This window comes from Methanospirillum hungatei, assembly GCF_020216685.1.
GTDB classification, from domain to species: Archaea; Halobacteriota; Methanomicrobia; order Methanomicrobiales; family Methanospirillaceae; genus Methanospirillum; species Methanospirillum hungatei_B.
On the sequence record NZ_JAIWNS010000053.1, the window covers coordinates 1 to 16,801 of the forward strand.

Sequence of the window (16,801 nt, forward strand, 5' to 3'; positions counted from 1 at the left end):
GGAGCAGGAGGCTTTGCAGATCAGCTGACGGTGAAGATTAACCAGGCTGATATCGGCAGACAGATCTCATTCTGGAGTGGAGGGATCCAGGGAGCACCATCGGTTACCGTCTCCGGTGACGGTAAGATGATGGAGCAGCCGCTGAACTTCGTCTATGCACAGCCGCTTCCGGACCTTCTGTTCTACGGTTCGGTTACTATTGACGGCCAGCCTGCTGCGAAGGGAACAGTCCTGAAAGCAATGATTGACGGTGTTGTCAGAGGCAGTTATGAAATAACCCAGAGCGGTCAGTACGGTGGAGAATATGACACCGATCCGGCCCTTCGGGTCCCGATTACTGTTGATGATATCGGAAAGCATATCACCTTCATGGAGGGGGAGTATGCTGCAGGTCAGACCTTCCAGATAACCAGTGGCGGCAGATTCAGACAGGATCTTACCTTTACCACGATTCCGCCAATGAGTCCGTATGAATTCTATGGATATGTCCAGATTGACGGAAAATCAGCCCCGGTGGGAACCACCATCCAGGCAAAGATCGATACTACCGTCGTGACCACCTATGTCACCAGGTATGCAGGTTCGTATGGGGCTCCAGGGCAGGCACCTGACGATCCACGACTTATCGTCCCGGTCACTGAAGCTGATGCAGGAAAGACGATCTCATTCTGGATCGGAACCATAAAAGCAGGGGCAACCCAGGTCATCACCCGTGGCGGTGAGCGTATCATACGCAAAGACCTGGACTTTGGCAGCTCTCCACAACCTGGAATTAATGCTGACTTTACCGCATCCCCACGGAGCGGTCCTGCTCCCCTGACGGTCCAGTTTACTGATCTCTCTACCGGCGGGCCGACGATGTGGTTCTGGGACTTTGGTGACGGCGTCATTCCGGCAAATGCAACCTGCTCAGGAACTGACTGTCACAACATAGCAAACCCGATTCACACCTATGCACGGGAAGGCACCTATACCGTCACTTTGACAGCATCGAACCAGTACGGAGCATCTGATACCGAAGTAAAGACCGGATATATCACCGTCGGACAGATTACCCCGGGCATTCAGGCAGACTTTACCGCATCCCCACGGAGCGGTTCAAAACCCCTGACGGTCCAGTTTACCGATCTCTCAACCGGTGGGCCGACGATGTGGGCATGGAACTTTGGAGACGGAACGACTGAAGGTCTCCTTGCAAACCCGACCCATACCTATGTAAATGACGGCACATACACCGTCACGCTGACTGCATCAAACCAGTTTGGAGCATCAGACACAGAAGTAAAGTCAGGATACATCTGTGTCGGTGGCAGTCCACAGCCGGTTGATACGATCACAATTTATCCAGGCTGGAACTTTATCTCCGTTCCAAAGAAACTGGCCCCAGGAAAGGATACTGCAGCAATCTTCAGCCATATTCAGGTGGACGGGCACAGTATCTTCCAGTATGATGCAGTGACCGGGCAGTGGATAACCATGACCTCATCTAGCCCAATAAAGCCGCTCGATGCGGTCTGGATCTACTCACGGGTCGCAGACAAGGTCTCACTTACCTATGACTCTGATCCGCTGCAGACACCTCCGACCAAGGAGTTACGAAAGGGTTGGAATGCAATCGGATTTACCGGACGTGAACCACTGGAAGCAAAGTTCACCTTCCTGTCAGTTCAGGACAAGTGGGTAAACTGCCTTGGATTCAACGAAGAGAAACAACAGTATGATCAGATGATCATCAAGGGCAGAAATGACGATGCACGCCTGTATCCCTACAGCGGGTACTGGTTGTTCATGTCTGATAACGGCACTCTTGCCGCGATTTCAGCCTGATTATTTTTTGGGGATGATAAAAATGTGGGGGGATGTGATATGCGAACAGAGACAGGATTCAGATGGATACCATTAAGTTGGTATGAGATAAGGTACGGTTTAGGTGGGTGTGTCAGAGGCACATTTCACAACTGCTGGTGGTGGGAAGAATGAAAAAAATAGTGTATATGCTCGCCCTGTTTCTGGTGCTGACATTTGCGGCATCAGGTGTCGTGTCAGGAGCAGGAGAGCAGATTAGTAAAGCAGGAGCTGGAGAGGCCATCTGTGATGGTCCTGGCGGTGCCTGCATTATTGCTGATTTTATCGGGAGCCCTACCGACGGGGTCGCTCCTCTTCGTGTTCAGTTCCTTGATTCATCGACCGGGTATCCGACGATGTGGAACTGGGACTTTGGAGACGGAAATGTTGCATCCGGAACTGCAAATCCGGTTCATATCTATAGTGAGCCCGGAATTTATACGGTCAGTCTGACGGCGACCAGTATCACCGGTGCTACGAGTACCAAGGTCAGGCAGCGGTATATTATTGTCAGGGATAAATATCCGCTTGAGGCTGATTTCCTGGCAAATCCGACCTATGGGAAAGCGCCACTTCATGTTCAGTTTACCGACTGTTCCAAGGGTGCGGTTGAAGAGTGGAAATGGGACTTTGGGGACGGGGGTACTGCATATGAGCAGAATCCAAGCCATGTCTATCAACGGCCTGGCAAATACACCGTTACACTGACGGTGAGCAGCCCGACTGCAGGGACAAGCACCAAGGTGAAGGAGAAGTACATCATCGTTGAGCCGTCCTGTATCATAGAGGCCAGGTTCAGAGCTGATCCAACGTCCGGTGCTGCTCCGCTCACGGTGAAGTTCACTGATCTCTCGGTTGGAGGACCAACCATGTGGGCCTGGGACTTTGGGGATGGAACCACCGACATGGTTGCTAACCCGACGCATGTGTATAAGAACCCCGGAACATACCAGGTTCGTCTTACCGCTTCCAGCCAGACCTGTGAGTCAGGAGTCAGTGAAACGACCATTAAGGTGAATCCACCGGCGATAAAGGCAGATTTCTCTGCAGATCCGCGATCCGGTGAAGCCCCGCTGACGGTTCAGTTTACCGATCTCTCGACCGGGAACCCGACCATGTGGAACTGGGACTTTGGGGATGGCACTATCATACCAGCCAGTGAAGATGAAGAAGTGGCCTGTGAAGGGGGAAGGTGTCCGCCGCCAAACACCCTGAAGAACCCACGGCATACCTACCGGGTACCCGGAACATACACCGTGACCCTGACTGCTTCAAATCAGTACAGTTCTGATACGGTCACAAAGACACAGTTCGTTACAGTCACACCACGGGCGATAAAGGCAGACTTCTCTGCAGACCCACGGTCTGGAGATGCACCACTGACGGTTCGGTTCACCGATCTCTCAACCGGGAACCCAACCATGTGGGCCTGGGACTTTGGAGACGGGGCTACGGACATGGTTGCAAACCCGACCCATGTATACACAACACCGGGGACCTACTCAGTAACGCTCACCGCGTCAAACCAGTATACGTCCGACACCGTGTGCAAGACACAGTGGGTTACGGTCAGGGATGTGTCAATCAATGCTGACTTTGTCGGTAATCCGACCAGCGGATATGCACCTCTGACCGTTCAGTTCACCGATCTTTCAACCGGAAACCCAACCAAGTGGCTCTGGGACTTCGGGGATGGGGGAATTATTCCGGCAAGTGAGGAGGAGGAAGTGACCTGTGAAGGAGGAAGGTGTCCGCCGCCAAACACCCTGCAGAATCCACGGCACACCTACCGGCTCCCAGGCACATATACCGTTACGCTGACCGCATCAAACCAGTATGGCACCTCTGACACTGAGGTAAAGCAGGCATACATCACGGTCACCGCAAATGCAATCGTTGCAGACTTTGACGGAACACCCCGATCAGGATGTGCCCCGCTTACCGTCCAGTTCACCGACAAGTCATCGGATTCACCAACCATGTGGAACTGGGACTTCGGAGACGGAGGCATCATTCCAGCCAGTACAGAAGAGAATGTAACCTGCGAAGGAGGAGCATGCCCGCCGCCAAACACCCTGCAGAACCCGAGACATACTTACACCGTTCCAGGAACCTATACGGTCACCCTGACTGCATCAAACCAGTTCGGAGCAACTGGCACGGTCACAAAGCAGGCATTTATCACAGTAGAGAGTTGTCCGGCAATCAAGGCAGACTTTGATGGAGTGCCACGGTCCGGTGAGGCACCTCTCACGGTCAGCTTTACCGATCGCTCGAGCGGAAACCCGACCATGTGGGCATGGGACTTTGGAGACGGGGCTACGGACATGATTGCAAATCCGGTCCATACCTACACAAAAGAAGGGAAGTACACCGTCACGTTGACCGCATCCAGCAAATATGGATCTGATACCGTCTCAAAATCTGAGTTCATAACCGTCAACACGCCCTATGATGATCTCATCCCGGTATCAGGCGGGTGGAACTTCATATCAGTGCCAAAGAAACTGGCACCCGGATATGACACGGCATCCATCTTCAAGGTCATCGACTCAGGCGGGCACAGTATGTTCCAGTATGACACCGGAAAGCATCTGTGGCACACCCTTGATCCGTCCAGCCCGATAAAACCGCTCGAAGGGTTCTGGATCTACTCTAAGGGAACCTCGTCGGTGCCGATCAGATATGACACGAACCCGGTCCAGACTCCGCCGACTGCATACCTGAAGAAGGGGTGGAATGGCATCGGGTTTACCGGAACAACACCAATTGAAGCAAAGTTCACGCTCCTGTCCGTGCAGGATAAGTGGGTGAACTGTGCAGGCTTTAATGCAGCAGCCCAGCAGTATGACCCGATGATCATCAAGGGAAGCAATGATGCAACTCTTATGTATCCGTTCCGCGGGTACTGGTTATACATGACCGCAGACGGTGTCCTTGCAGCAAACGCTGCATAACCCTTTTTTATAAGAGTCGTTCCTGCCTTGTAAACGGTTTAATATTCAGGACCGACCGGGCTGCATCTGATACGACATCTGTGAGACCCTTTGGTGCATACACGCCAAGCCGCCACTGACTTCTTCTGGTCTCATTGAGGGTGGTGACAAGGGGCGATACCTCTTCCAGCCGGCAGAGGGAATGCTTGTCCTGAACCTGAACCTCCATCCAGATATCACGGGGAAATGCAGGGATATCAACCATCACCTGATTTGGGTTGATACCTGCTTCATCCGCTATCTTTTCAGCCAGGTTCCGCTCACGAAGGAAGGATTCAGATGTAATCAGGTGGACCTCCCTGACATCATCCTTTCCGACATATAATGCCCGTTTAAAGAGCCGGCGTTCATAGAGGTTTTGTGCTAGTCCTGATACAGACGGATTGTCTGCATGAAGGAGATGCTGTATACAGGCCGCATCATCTGCCATCAGGAGAGAACGGAGAAGAGCCGGATCATCTTTGATGTATTCATACACCGCAAGGGAGAACATCTTCTCTGCAATCCGGCTGACATGGTGATAATACACCGCAGGTCGCATCAGAGTTCGTGCAATCAGCAGTGATTCTGCGGCCTGAACCCCGGACATATCAAGGACAATTCCGGTCTCACACAGCCGCATCGCCCTGATAAGCCGCATGGCATCCACCGTCCCGTACGGCACCCCGGTGTAATGAGCGTCACGGAGGAGGTAGTCCATCCGGTCAACATCAAGGTCTCCATGGATGATCCCTGAACACTGATGACGACCGTTGATGAGCTGATAGATGAGATCCGGATCAAGCCCGGCGTCAGTTATACGCTCTCCAAGAATCCCGGTTTTCAGCTGGTCAGATATGTTGGTATGTCTCTTTTTCAGGATCTCCTCTGACAGACCTTCTATTGCATGAGAGAACGGACCATGACCGATGTCATGAAGAAGGCCTGCAACCGTGATATGGGCCTGATCCTCATGGGAGAGAGAGAGCCTGGTTCCCAGGGAATGGGCCAGGTGCATGGTCCCCAGCGAGTGCTCAAACCTGGTATGATGTGCGCCAGGATAGACGAGAAATGAGAAGCCTAGTTGTCTGATATACCGGAGACGCTGGACCTGTGGCGTATCCAGGAGAGGAAGAAAGGATGAATCCACCTGGATATACCCATGGACCGGATCCTTAATCGATTTCATTCGGTCCCCACATGAGTTATGATCGGGCAGGTAACATAGAAAAGGATGATCACCTTCCTGTCCGGTGGAACCGGCACACCCAAGCTTCTCGAGGGCGCCCGGAATATCCTTCCGGATTCTGAAATATCTGTTATCGTTAATACGGGAGAGGATATCTGGTATCAGGGTGGACACATCTCTCCTGACGTAGATACCGTGATGTATCTCTTTGCCGGTCTACTCAACACCGATACCTGGTGGGGCGTTCGAGGGGATAGTTTCCTGACCCATGAAGTCTTGAGCACTCTGCTTCCGGACGCGTATATGTCCATTGGTGACAGGGACCGTGCAGTCCATATCGCGAGGGCTGAGTGGCTGAAAAACGGTATGACCCTGACCCGGGTAACACAGCATTTGTGCTCGCATTTCGGGGTTACGGCGACTATTCTCCCGATGTCAGACTCGCCCTACACTACCTATGTACGAACGGCGAAGGGAGACATTCATTTCCAGGAGTACTGGGTCAGATACCGGGGCAGCACTGAAATATCTGCAGTTATCCATGTCCCGGATGAGCAGCCACCGGCAACACCAGAGGTCACTCTGGCAATCAGGAAGGCAGATGTGGTTATCATCGGCCCCAGTAACCCGGTGACAAGTATTCTGCCGATCCTCTCCTGTACCGGAGTGAGGGAAGAACTTGCACAGAAGAAAGTAATAGCAATCAGCCCCTTTATCGGAGACGGCCCGGTTTCAGGACCGGCTGCCCAGCTCATGAAGACGATGGAATACCCGGCTGATTCCACGGGAGTCAGGGCACTGTATGCGGATCTTGTCGATGTCTTCATCCAGGACGAGCGGGATACTGCCCAGGTCCCGGGTGCGGTCAGGCTGGATACTCTCATGAAGACCCCTGCTATTGCAGAGCATCTCATGAGGGAGATCCTTACCCGATTATGACAACGATATTCCAAAGAGCGACATGAACAGGGCAAGTAAGAAACTGAGAATGCCGGAGATAACTTCCTCATTCAGGAGGCTGCCCAGATCAAACGAACCCGAATTCATGCCTGATAAGAGCTGATTCAGGTCCTCACCGGAGAAATCACTGGCACTACTCCCTGTCTCATCTGCCGTTGACAGGGATACTCCCAGCAGAACAAAACAGATTAAAATCGCCGTTAAACTGCGTATGAACCTCATGCACATATGTAGGGATGCTGGCATTATTGAGTTATGCCATAATTCCTGCACGGCTGAGGAGGTCATCAGCACTCTCTCGTGCCCCGGCAATAATCTTCTCTTCACCGGGGATATACCGGTTGTACATGAGGATCTTCCCCTGACAGATGACGGTATCCACGGCACTGCCCTCCGCTGAATAGGCAATATTTGAGACCGGGTTATGGAGGGGTACCATCGCCGGGTGAGAAAGGGAGATGAGCACAATATCTGCAGGCATGCCTTCCTCAATCACTCCTCCCTGGTATCCAAGGGCTTTTGCTCCCCAGGAGGTTCCCATACAGAGGGCTTCTGCTGCGGGGAGAAGGGTGTCTGAATTCCAGAAGAACTTCTGACAGAGGGCAGCGGTCTTCATCTCTTCAAGCATATCCAGGTTATTATTTGAAGAGCATCCGTCGGTCCCGAGGCAGACATTTACCCCTTGCTCCCTGAGCCAGTGATAAGGCATTGCCCGCCCGGTTGCAAGCTTCATATTACTGACCGGATTATGGGCAACAGAAACCCCCCGTTCTCCAAGAAGCCGGCAGTCATCTTCCGAGAGCCAGCACCCGTGTGCCGCCACGGTTCGTTCGGTCAGGCATCCGGCCTTGTCAAGAAGGGCTGCCGGCGTCATGCCATAGGATTTCTGACAGTCATCAACCTCCTGTTTTGTCTCCGCAAGGTGGGTGTGGATGAGTATCTTCTCCTTTTTGCTGTAGTCGGCACAAACCTCGAGGTGCTGCGGGGGAACGGTATAGGGTGCATGGGGAGCGATGGCAGAACTGATCCGGGACGTGTTCAGTGACCGTACATGATGAACAAGGTCTTCGGTGGCTTTCAGTTCAGCCTCCATCTTCGCTTCATCTCCAAAGGTGATGATCCCATGACTGAGTACGGCGCGGATACCTGATTCATCCACCGCCCGTGCCGCATCCTTCATGAAGAAATACATGTCATTAAAGGCTACCGTTCCTGACCGGATCATCTCAAGACAGGCAAGTTTCGTCCCCCAGTAGACATGTTCACCGGTAAGATGGGCTTCGAGCGGCCAGATCTTTTCTGAGAGCCACTGTTGCAGATGCATGTCATCGGCATAGCCGCGAAGGAGGGTCATGGCAGCGTGAGTGTGGGTATTGACAAGACCTGGCATCGCGAGAAATCCTGATCCGTCAATGATGATGTCTGCCTCATTCCGATAGATACGGGCAATATCAGGGCCGGCTGCACGGATAGTACCGGTCTCATCATACCAGATGTCGGACCGCGTTTTATCAGGGAGGAGAACACCGGTGATGAGCGTGGAGCGACATTTTAAAAATAAATCCTCGTTTTTACTGGGTGGGATATCCTTTGGATCTGCCATGAATTACCCATACTGTCTTCTTGTATCATCAATAAAACCAGATGATGCGTCGGTCCACAAAGAGTTTTGAGCGTTCCCGCTCATTGAGTAAGGGTATAATATGCGTGTTCCGATCAATACCATTACTCCTGATACGCCCTCAGCCGAGGTTATCGGATGGGCACATGAGATTCGTGACCTTGGAGGTCTTGCTTTTCTCTTAATACGTGACAGAACAGGAATTATCCAGGTGACCGTACCAAAAAAGAAGGTTGCACCGGAGATTGCTGAAACGATCCGTGCAATATCCCGTGAGTCTGTTGTAAGGGTCACTGGAATGGTCAAACCTGAAGGGAAAGCACCGGGCGGCAGAGAGCTCATCCCCGATGCAATCGAGATCGTGAGCCTTTCTGCAACCCCTCTTCCCCTCGATGTGGCGGAGAAAGTGCCGGCAGAACTCGACACCCGGCTTGATAACCGGTTTTTGGATGCACGCAGACCACGGGTCAGTGCCATATTTAAAATCCGAAACGCCGTCCAGCATGCAACCCGGAATTTTTTCTTTGATAACGGGTTTATCGAGATTAATACCTCAAAGATCGTCGCCGCAGCAACCGAAGGAGGAACTGAGCTCTTCCCGATCGCATACTTTGAGAAGGAAGCATTCCTGAACCAGAGCCCGCAGCTCTACAAGCAGATGATGATGGCCGCCGGGTTTGAGAAGGTCTATGAGATCGGTCCGATCTTCCGTGCTGAAGAGCACAATACAACAAAGCACCTGAATGAGGCGACATCCATCGATATTGAAGTCTCATTCACCGACCATATCGGGGTCATGCAGACGCTTGAAGATCTGGTCAGAGACATCTACCAGTTTGTTGATAAGACCTGCAGTGATGCCATCGCCGATTTAGGGCTTGATTCATTCGCCGTTCCTGAAAAAGGGTTCCCACGTCTTCCCTATAGTGAAGCTATCGAGATTGCATCTGCAAAATGCGAAGAGGATATCGCGTACGGTGATGATATCGGAACGGCTGCAGAGCGGGCGATTGGTGAAGAGATGGGACGAATGTACTTTATCGTTGACTGGCCGTCCTCAATCAGACCTTATTATGCAATGCCCTACGAGAACGATCCCGAGATCTGTAAGGCCTTTGATATGATGCACCCCAGGATGGAGCTCTCATCCGGTGCCCAGCGGGTCCACCAGCATGACCTTCTGGTAGAGCAGATAGCGAAGAAAGGATTAAATCCTGAGAACTTTGAGTTCTATCTCAACCCCTTCAGGTTTGGTATGCCGCCCCATGCGGGCTGGGGACTTGGTGCTGAGCGTCTGGTAACGACCATGCTTGGTCTTCCAAATGTCCGTGAAGCAGTCCTCTTTCCCCGTGACAGACACCGGGTTGTTCCCTGATCATGCAGTCATTCATCCCTGACACCATCCTTCCGACAACGGTTGTCGGCAGCTATCCAGGCCAGCCAAAGCGAACGCTGAAAAACCTCTTTGATCCCCTGCACGGAGCGGTGGAGGAGGCAGTATCTCTTCAGAAAAAGGCAGGTATTACAATCATATCAGACGGGCAGGTGCGGGGTGACATGATCGGGGCATTTGCCTCAAAACTCCCGGGGATCCGGGGAAGCGACGTCATCGGCCGGGTGATGCCCCCTGGCCAGGCGATAACGATAAAGGATACGGCATACGCAGTCAGGCAGCATCCATACGTGAAAGCGATCATCACCGGTCCGTCCACGCTTGCATACGGTCTTCATCTGGGCACTCCCCTGTACCGGAACCGGAATGAACTGATCCCGGATATTGCATCATCCCTCGTGGTGGAGGCTCAGGGCCTTGCAAAGACCGGGGCGGTTATGCTGCAGATTGATGAACCAATCCTCTCAACCGGGGCAGCTGACCTGGATGTTGCGAAAAAGGCAATCGCTACGATCGCACAGGCAGTTTCAATCCCGGTCTGTCTGCATGCCTGTGGAAATATTGCACATATCATCGACGATCTGCTCGCAATGCCCATTCAGATCCTTGATTTTGAAGGGAGTGTGAATGCAGAAAACCTGGCATCATTATCAGGGAAGGATTTAAAAGACCGGTACATCGGATATGGAATCGTGGATTCATCCTCACAGGTCCTTGATTCGGCCGATAATGTGAAGAGGCGGCTTTGGAAGGGAATAGATATCCTTGGACCGGAACGGATCCTTCCTGACCCGGATTGTGGTCTTCGGATGCACACTCCGGAGAGTGCGTACGCAAAACTGACCAGGCTTACCGGGGTCGTTTCTGAAGTACGGCAGGAACTTTAGAATTTGTGAAAACAATGATTGCGTCTGAACACACACCTGATAGGTAACCTGATGACGCCTGGCATTCCTTCATTGAACGGAAAAGAGCTCTTGGCAGCAGTGCTGTTCATTGCATCGGTCTTTATCCTTGGCCTGAAGCTGATGAACCCGACTCCGCTCGTGATCTGGTATACCGGTGAGGATTATATCATCCAGACCGAACGGATCGGGGATATATATTCGGCAACTGATGTTATCGTGCTCATTGTCGCGTCCCTTATAATCTGTGGAAGCGGGCTTTATCTTCTGCTCTATGAACAGATCCATCCCCTTCCGGTCCCCCAGGCACAGGGAGCGCCACCTCTTCCATACCAGGAGGCGCCTATACCATTCTCACCATTGGAAGATAGGAAACGAAAATGGGAGACGGTTCTTCCCACATTAAAAGAGGATCAGCAGCTCATCTACCAGACCATCCTTGATGCAGACGGGATCATCCCCCAGAGTGATATCGTTGAAAAGACCGGACTTTCAAAATCCAATGTCAGCCGGTCTCTTGATATGCTTGAGAGCATGGGACTGATTGAGAAGAGACGGAGAGGAATGGGAAACCTCATTCTGCTGAAATGAGGAGAATATGGAGAAAAACCGGATAATATTCCTTGCATTGCTCCTCGTCTGCGGCATTCTCCTCTCACTGGCAGGTAATTTCCTGATGGGTATTCGGGCACCGGTCAGGGAACAGAGCTCACTCCTCGAAAATTACCTTATCATGCAGTCGATGGCCGGGAAAAATGCATCATATGCCAATCAGACATACATGATTGGAGACTCAGGTATTGTTGTAAGCTTTAATGATATCCTCAATATTCGTGACAGTCCGGTCCACGAGACAAAGGGAGTGGTCAATGCCACCGCTCCACTCACGCTTCCCCGCTCGGCTTCTCCGAACATAACGACTCCCTGAGTTCCCGCCTGAGAAGCTTCCATCCGCCGACTCGCGGTAAATGATCGAGAATCACAAGACGACGGGGAATTTTATATCCTGCAAGTTGGGCACGAGACCAGCCGGAGAGTTCCTCAAGGGTCAGGGTATCATCTTTATTCCGGAGGACTACCGCTGCCGCAGGAATCTCACCTTTTTCTTCATCAGGACAGCCAAAGATGGCAATATCTGATATCTTCGGGTGATTGATGAGGACGTTCTCAACCTCGGTCGGATATACCTTCCATCCTGACATGATGATCATGTCCTTTTTCCGGTCAGTGATGACCAGCATGCCATGAGCGTCGATATACCCGATATCTCCGGTCAGAAACCAGCCATCTTCCATGAAGACTTCTTTTGTCTCTTCAGGCTGGTTCCAGTATCCAAGGGCTACCCCCGGCCCGCGAAGTGCTATCTCACCAGCATTCGGGGAGGTAAGTTCTTTTGCCGGGTTTCCAGCATCAACGATTTTTACCTCCGCATACCCGACCGGTTTTCCAACACTGTTATACTCATCTGCGGTCGGATAGTCTTCAGGCCTGATAACCGTCCCGCATCCGAGAACGATCGTCTCAGAAAGACCATAGGCGTTGATGACCGGTATTTTAAAACGTTCATTGAACTTTTTCCAGGTCGGTGAGTGCATCGGCCCGCCCCCACTAATGATACGGCGGACAGAGGTGAAGTTATCCTCGGTTCCCGGTGGGGTTTCAGTCAGGGCATGAATAACCGGAGGCATTCCGGCAAGGACTGTTATCTGATACTCACGGGTCAGTCTGATGTACTCATCCAGGTTATACCGCTCCATGATCACATAGGTCCCGCCGGCACGAAGCACAGAAACCCCCCATGAGATCCCGACATGTGCCATCGGGTATATGCCAAGGTAGATATCATCACTTGTCAGATCAAGAGCCTCCCCCTCGGCCTGCAGGGCGGCAAGCCATCCGCTGTGGGTCAGCATGGCCCCTTTCGGCCTGCCGGTTGTTCCTGAGGTATATTGTATCTGGCAGATCTGATCCGGAGAGCAGGGTACCGGGCGGAGAGGATCATGAGACCTGGTGAGAATCTCCCAGGAGTATTTGCCTTCTCCTCCCACCTCAATAATATGCAAAAGCTCAGGACAGGAGTCCTTCATCGAACCGGTGATATCCCGTGAACTGACCGATGCGATGAGCATTTTAGCACCAGAGTCGCGGATTGCATAGGCAAGTTCTTCCTTCCGGTACACGATGTTGGTCGGAACCGCGACAAGACCGGCACGCCATAGTGCAAAATAGCTGATCAGGTACTCAGGTGAACTGTCCAGATACAGGACAACCCGATCACCTGGAACAAGACCAAACTCTTCACATGCTGCAGCAAGAGAACCACTGAGTCGGTAAAGATCGGTATATGTATACGACCGGTTGGATTTTGGGTGGATGAGCGCTATTTTGTCTGGAAACCGGGCCTGATGGGTATCAAGAAATGTGGATATATTAAACATAACTGGGTACTCTCACTTGTGTACTATGTTGTACATAGATGCCCAAATAGCACTCCCTCCATACATGGGAAGAGGATGGAAAAAAGGGAGGGTTACTGGTACTCTGGTGGCTCGCTCTTTTTCGGCATACCACCTTTGAAATGGGTTTTTACCCGGCTATATGCCTCGCGAAGCCGCTCATTCATGGTCGGGTGGACCTTCTCAAGGGCACGCTCAAAGTGGTCTTTCTTTACATAATGGAGCTGATCCCGCATGGCAAAGATGGCTGCTTCCCGGCAGAGTCCTTCAAGGTCAGCCCCGACATAACCGTCTGTCCGTGACGCGATATCACCAAACAATTTGTCCAGAACCGGATCCTCAATGGTGATCCTGAATTTTTCAAAGATCTCAACCAGGATCCTGCGGCGTGCTGACCGGCTGATCGCTCCTTGTGACGGAGTGATTGAGCGGATATATTCCATGAGTTCAGGCCCTGATGATCTGACTTCACGGGGGAGGGTTCCGGCCAGGATCTCAAAGTCGTCCTCTGTAAAGTTCTGCGTGGCATCCACAAGTGATTCCAGGGCAGACCCCTCGATGGGTATGAGCCGTGCATGGATCTTCAATATGTCTACCCGGTCAGATGTACCTGGTTCACCGATATAGATGAGCCGGTCAAACCGTCCTGTTCTGAGAAGGGCCGGGTCTACAATGTCAGGCCGGTTTGTCGCTCCCATCACAACCACGTCCCGCAGTTCAACCAGACCATCCATCTCGGTCAGGAACTGGTTTAAGACACTCTCCATGGTGTGACTGTCGCCCGCCGTTCCCCTGGCAGGAGTCAGGGCATCCAGTTCATCAAAGAAGATGATGGCCGGGGAGACCTGTCTCGCTTTCTTAAAGATCTCCCGGACCGCACGTTCAGACTCACCAACCCACTTGGACAGGAGCTGGGGACCTCGGACGGCGATGAAGTTCGCACCTGACTCGTTCGCAACTGCTTTTGCAAGGAGGGTTTTGCCGGTTCCAGGCGGGCCATAGAGGAGAACACCACGGGGGGACTGAATACCAAGATCATCGTACTTCTCTCTTCTGGTAAGGGGGTACTCAACCGATTCCCTGATCTCCTCGATGGCATCAGACAGCCCTCCGACATCACGCCACCTGAGGTGGGAGACCTCAAGCATGACCTCGCGCATTCCTGACGGGGTGATCTCGCGAAGGGCCTGGTGAAAGTCCTTTCCGGTCACAACCATAGTCTCCAGGACTTCATCAGGGATGATATCCTCGTCAAGATTGATGTGTGGGAGGTACCGGCGAAGGGCTCTTATTGCCGCCTCACGGGAGAGGGCTGCGATATCTGCACCGGTATATCCGTGGGTCCGTTCGGCCAGTTCTTCAAGATTCACATCATCATACAGAGGCATCCCTCTTGTGTGAATCTTTAATATCTCTATCCGGTCCGGGTTTGAAGGGACGCTTATCTCAATCTCGCGGTCAAATCTTCCAGGACGCCTGAGTGCCGGGTCGATGGCATCAAGCCGGTTTGTCGCTCCGATGACGACAACCTGTCCCCGTTCCTCAAGACCGTCCATCATGGTGAGGAGCTGGGCAACGACCCGCCGTTCGACCTCACCAGTCACTTCCTCACGCTTGGGGGTGATCGAGTCAAGTTCATCGATGAAGACGATGGAGGGGGCATTGTCAGCCGCCTCTTCAAATACTTCCCGAAGCCGCTGCTCACTCTCCCCGTAATATTTTGAGATGACTTCAGGGCCGGCAATCGGGATGAAATGTGCCCCGGACTCATTTGCAACCGCCTTTGCGATGAGTGTTTTCCCGGTTCCCGGTGGTCCGAAGAGGAGGACACCTTTGGGGGGTTCTATCCCAAGACGCCGGAAGAGTTCAGGATGCCGCATCGGAAGTTCTATGGTCTCCCGAAGCCGCTGGAGTTCATCACGAAGACCGCCGATGTCCTCATACGTAATCTGGCTGATGCCCTCAAACCCGCTGATAGGACTGTCTGATATGATCACCTCGGTCCGCTGACTGATGATGACCGCATCCGGAGGATCCAGCTCGATGACCTTGTATGCCACCATCTGCGGCTGAACAAAGGGCATTCCTATGGGAATAGGTACCGAGTCTCCCATTGCGACCGGATAATCTATGAGGTTGTGATGAATGGTTGAGGGTTCTGCCATCGGCACATTTTTCGGGAGATCCTCGGGGGGTGCCAGCACCACAGTCGCGGCAGGGATCGTCTCTTCCACCTTGGTTATTTTGACCGTGTCTCCAATCGAGACATTTGCATTCATCCGGGTAAAATTATCAATCCGGATCTTCTGCTGATTCCAGTCTGCCAGCTGGGCACGCCAGACCTTTGCAACGGTTACGGACCTGCCGGAGATCCGGATGATGTCGCCCGGTGAAAGTCGCATCTGGTTCATAGTTTCCGGATCCAGGCGGGCTTTCCCTCCCCCCTGGTCTCCGGGATATGCACTATCAACCCTGAGATACAATTCCATTACCTAACCATCATATACGCCGGGACTTAAAAGTATAGGAACCATGCGTCTTCTCGCATTTGACCCCTTTCACGGCGCTGCAGGGGATATGATATGTGGAGCTCTCCTGAGCCTTGGTGCTGACAAAGAGCAGGTCATGCGAGCGATGGGGTCTGTTGTGCAGACTCCGGATAGTGAGATAGTAAACAGGTGTGGCATTGCTGCCGTGAAGGTCCATACCCATGCCGGTCCTGCCCACCGGACTCTTGAGGAAGTGCTTGCTATCGTTCGGAAGGCAGAGGCCCCTCCGGCAGTAATTACACAGGCTGAACTCATATTTACCAGGATTGCACGGGCAGAAGAGGCAGTCCACGGAACGCACCATGTTCATTTTCATGAGGTCGGCGCTGATGATGCGATTGCCGATGTTATCGGATCCTGTATGGCGGTACACCTGCTTGCTCCTGAAAAGATCATCTCCCTGCCGGTAGCCGTCGGGACCGGGATGCTGACCTGTGCTCATGGGACCTTTCCTGTACCGGCACCAGCAACCGCCGAGATCCTCTCATCCGGCAGACTCCTCGTGATGTCAGGAGAGCATACCGGAGAACAACTCACCCCCACCGGGGCTGCAATTCTCTCCGAGTTTTGTGGAGAGGGTGTCCCCTATCTTCCTGTCGGGGCCATTCTGAAGACCGGATACGGGGCAGGCAGCAGGGATGACCCCCGATCTCCGAATGTGCTCAGGGCATATCTGATGGAGTGCCAGGGTCTGTCAGAAGACAGAGTGGATATCCTTGAGACGAATGTTGACGACATCACCGGAGAGTGCATCGGAACCCTGCTTTCACGAGTAATGAAAGAAGGGGCACGGGATGCCTGTGCGGTGCCGGTCCTCATGAAAAAAGGACGGCCGGGGCATCTTATCAGGGTTATCTCACCCCCTGAACGATCAGGAGTCCTTGCAGAGATACTAGCCAGGGACCTTG

The 16,801-nt window shown here is 52.6% G+C and carries 13 protein-coding genes; 8 read left to right on the forward strand and 5 right to left on the reverse strand.

Annotated elements, in window-relative coordinates:
- On the forward strand, nucleotides 1-1,827 hold a 1,827-nt coding region (locus LDL35_RS02880; RefSeq protein ID WP_304019309.1), incomplete at its 5' end, for a PKD domain-containing protein.
- A gap of 149 nt (nucleotides 1,828-1,976) precedes the next feature.
- Nucleotides 1,977-4,802, forward strand: coding sequence for a PKD domain-containing protein (locus LDL35_RS02885; RefSeq protein ID WP_304019311.1), 2,826 nt, complete (start codon nucleotides 1,977-1,979; stop codon nucleotides 4,800-4,802).
- 7 nt (nucleotides 4,803-4,809) lie between these two features.
- On the opposite strand, the gene LDL35_RS02890 is transcribed toward LDL35_RS02885, so the two are convergent.
- Complete coding sequence (locus LDL35_RS02890; RefSeq protein WP_304019313.1) at nucleotides 4,810-6,009, reverse strand: HD domain-containing protein; 1,200 nt, start codon at nucleotides 6,007-6,009, stop codon at nucleotides 4,810-4,812.
- A gap of 45 nt (nucleotides 6,010-6,054) precedes the next feature.
- On the opposite strand from LDL35_RS02890, the gene cofD reads away from it, so the two are divergent.
- The gene (cofD, locus tag LDL35_RS02895) at nucleotides 6,055-6,948 is read left to right on the forward strand and encodes a 2-phospho-L-lactate transferase (protein ID WP_304019315.1); all 894 of its coding nucleotides are present in this window, start codon (nucleotides 6,055-6,057) and stop codon (nucleotides 6,946-6,948) included.
- Here the strand turns inward: cofD and LDL35_RS02900 are convergent.
- Entirely contained in the window at nucleotides 6,943-7,191 is a 249-nt protein-coding gene (locus tag LDL35_RS02900; protein WP_304019317.1) for a hypothetical protein, read from the reverse strand. The genes cofD and LDL35_RS02900 overlap by 6 nt on opposite strands.
- 31 nt (nucleotides 7,192-7,222) lie before the next feature.
- A complete protein-coding gene (locus LDL35_RS02905; RefSeq protein ID WP_304019319.1) occupies nucleotides 7,223-8,572 on the reverse strand; it encodes an amidohydrolase family protein in 1,350 nt (449 codons plus the stop codon).
- A gap of 100 nt (nucleotides 8,573-8,672) precedes the next feature.
- Between LDL35_RS02905 and aspS the strand changes: the two genes are divergently transcribed.
- Genes aspS through LDL35_RS02925 form a run of 4 tightly spaced genes read left to right on the forward strand, consistent with a single transcriptional unit; the run spans nucleotide 8,673 to nucleotide 11,816 of the window.
- Nucleotides 8,673-9,965: an aspartate--tRNA(Asn) ligase gene (gene aspS, locus LDL35_RS02910; protein ID WP_304019320.1), complete on the forward strand. Its 1,293-nt coding sequence runs from the start codon at nucleotides 8,673-8,675 to the stop codon at nucleotides 9,963-9,965.
- Nucleotides 9,966-9,967: 2 nt separating this feature from the next.
- Entirely contained in the window at nucleotides 9,968-10,870 is a 903-nt protein-coding gene (locus LDL35_RS02915; RefSeq protein ID WP_304019322.1) for a methionine synthase, read from the forward strand.
- Nucleotides 10,871-10,921: 51 nt separating this feature from the next.
- On the forward strand, nucleotides 10,922-11,479 hold the full coding sequence (locus LDL35_RS02920) for a winged helix-turn-helix transcriptional regulator (protein ID WP_304019324.1): 558 nt from the start codon (nucleotides 10,922-10,924) through the stop codon (nucleotides 11,477-11,479).
- A 7-nt stretch (nucleotides 11,480-11,486) separates the two neighbouring features.
- Nucleotides 11,487-11,816 carry a hypothetical protein gene (locus tag LDL35_RS02925; protein WP_304019326.1) on the forward strand — a complete coding sequence of 110 codons (330 nt, stop codon included), beginning with the start codon at nucleotides 11,487-11,489 and terminating at the stop codon, nucleotides 11,814-11,816.
- On the opposite strand, the gene LDL35_RS02930 is transcribed toward LDL35_RS02925, so the two are convergent.
- Together LDL35_RS02930 and LDL35_RS02935 are read right to left on the reverse strand one after the other, a co-directional pair.
- The gene (locus LDL35_RS02930; RefSeq protein WP_304019327.1) at nucleotides 11,773-13,326 is read right to left on the reverse strand and encodes a class I adenylate-forming enzyme family protein; all 1,554 of its coding nucleotides are present in this window, start codon (nucleotides 13,324-13,326) and stop codon (nucleotides 11,773-11,775) included. The two genes, LDL35_RS02925 and LDL35_RS02930, sit on opposite strands and share 44 nt — an antisense overlap.
- Before the next feature lie 92 nt (nucleotides 13,327-13,418).
- The gene (locus tag LDL35_RS02935; RefSeq protein WP_304019329.1) at nucleotides 13,419-15,833 is read right to left on the reverse strand and encodes a CDC48 family AAA ATPase; all 2,415 of its coding nucleotides are present in this window, start codon (nucleotides 15,831-15,833) and stop codon (nucleotides 13,419-13,421) included.
- A 43-nt stretch (nucleotides 15,834-15,876) separates the two neighbouring features.
- On the opposite strand from LDL35_RS02935, the gene larC reads away from it, so the two are divergent.
- Nucleotides 15,877-16,801 (forward strand): nickel pincer cofactor biosynthesis protein LarC (larC, locus tag LDL35_RS02940; protein ID WP_304019331.1); only part of this gene is annotated, 925 nt, incomplete at its 3' end.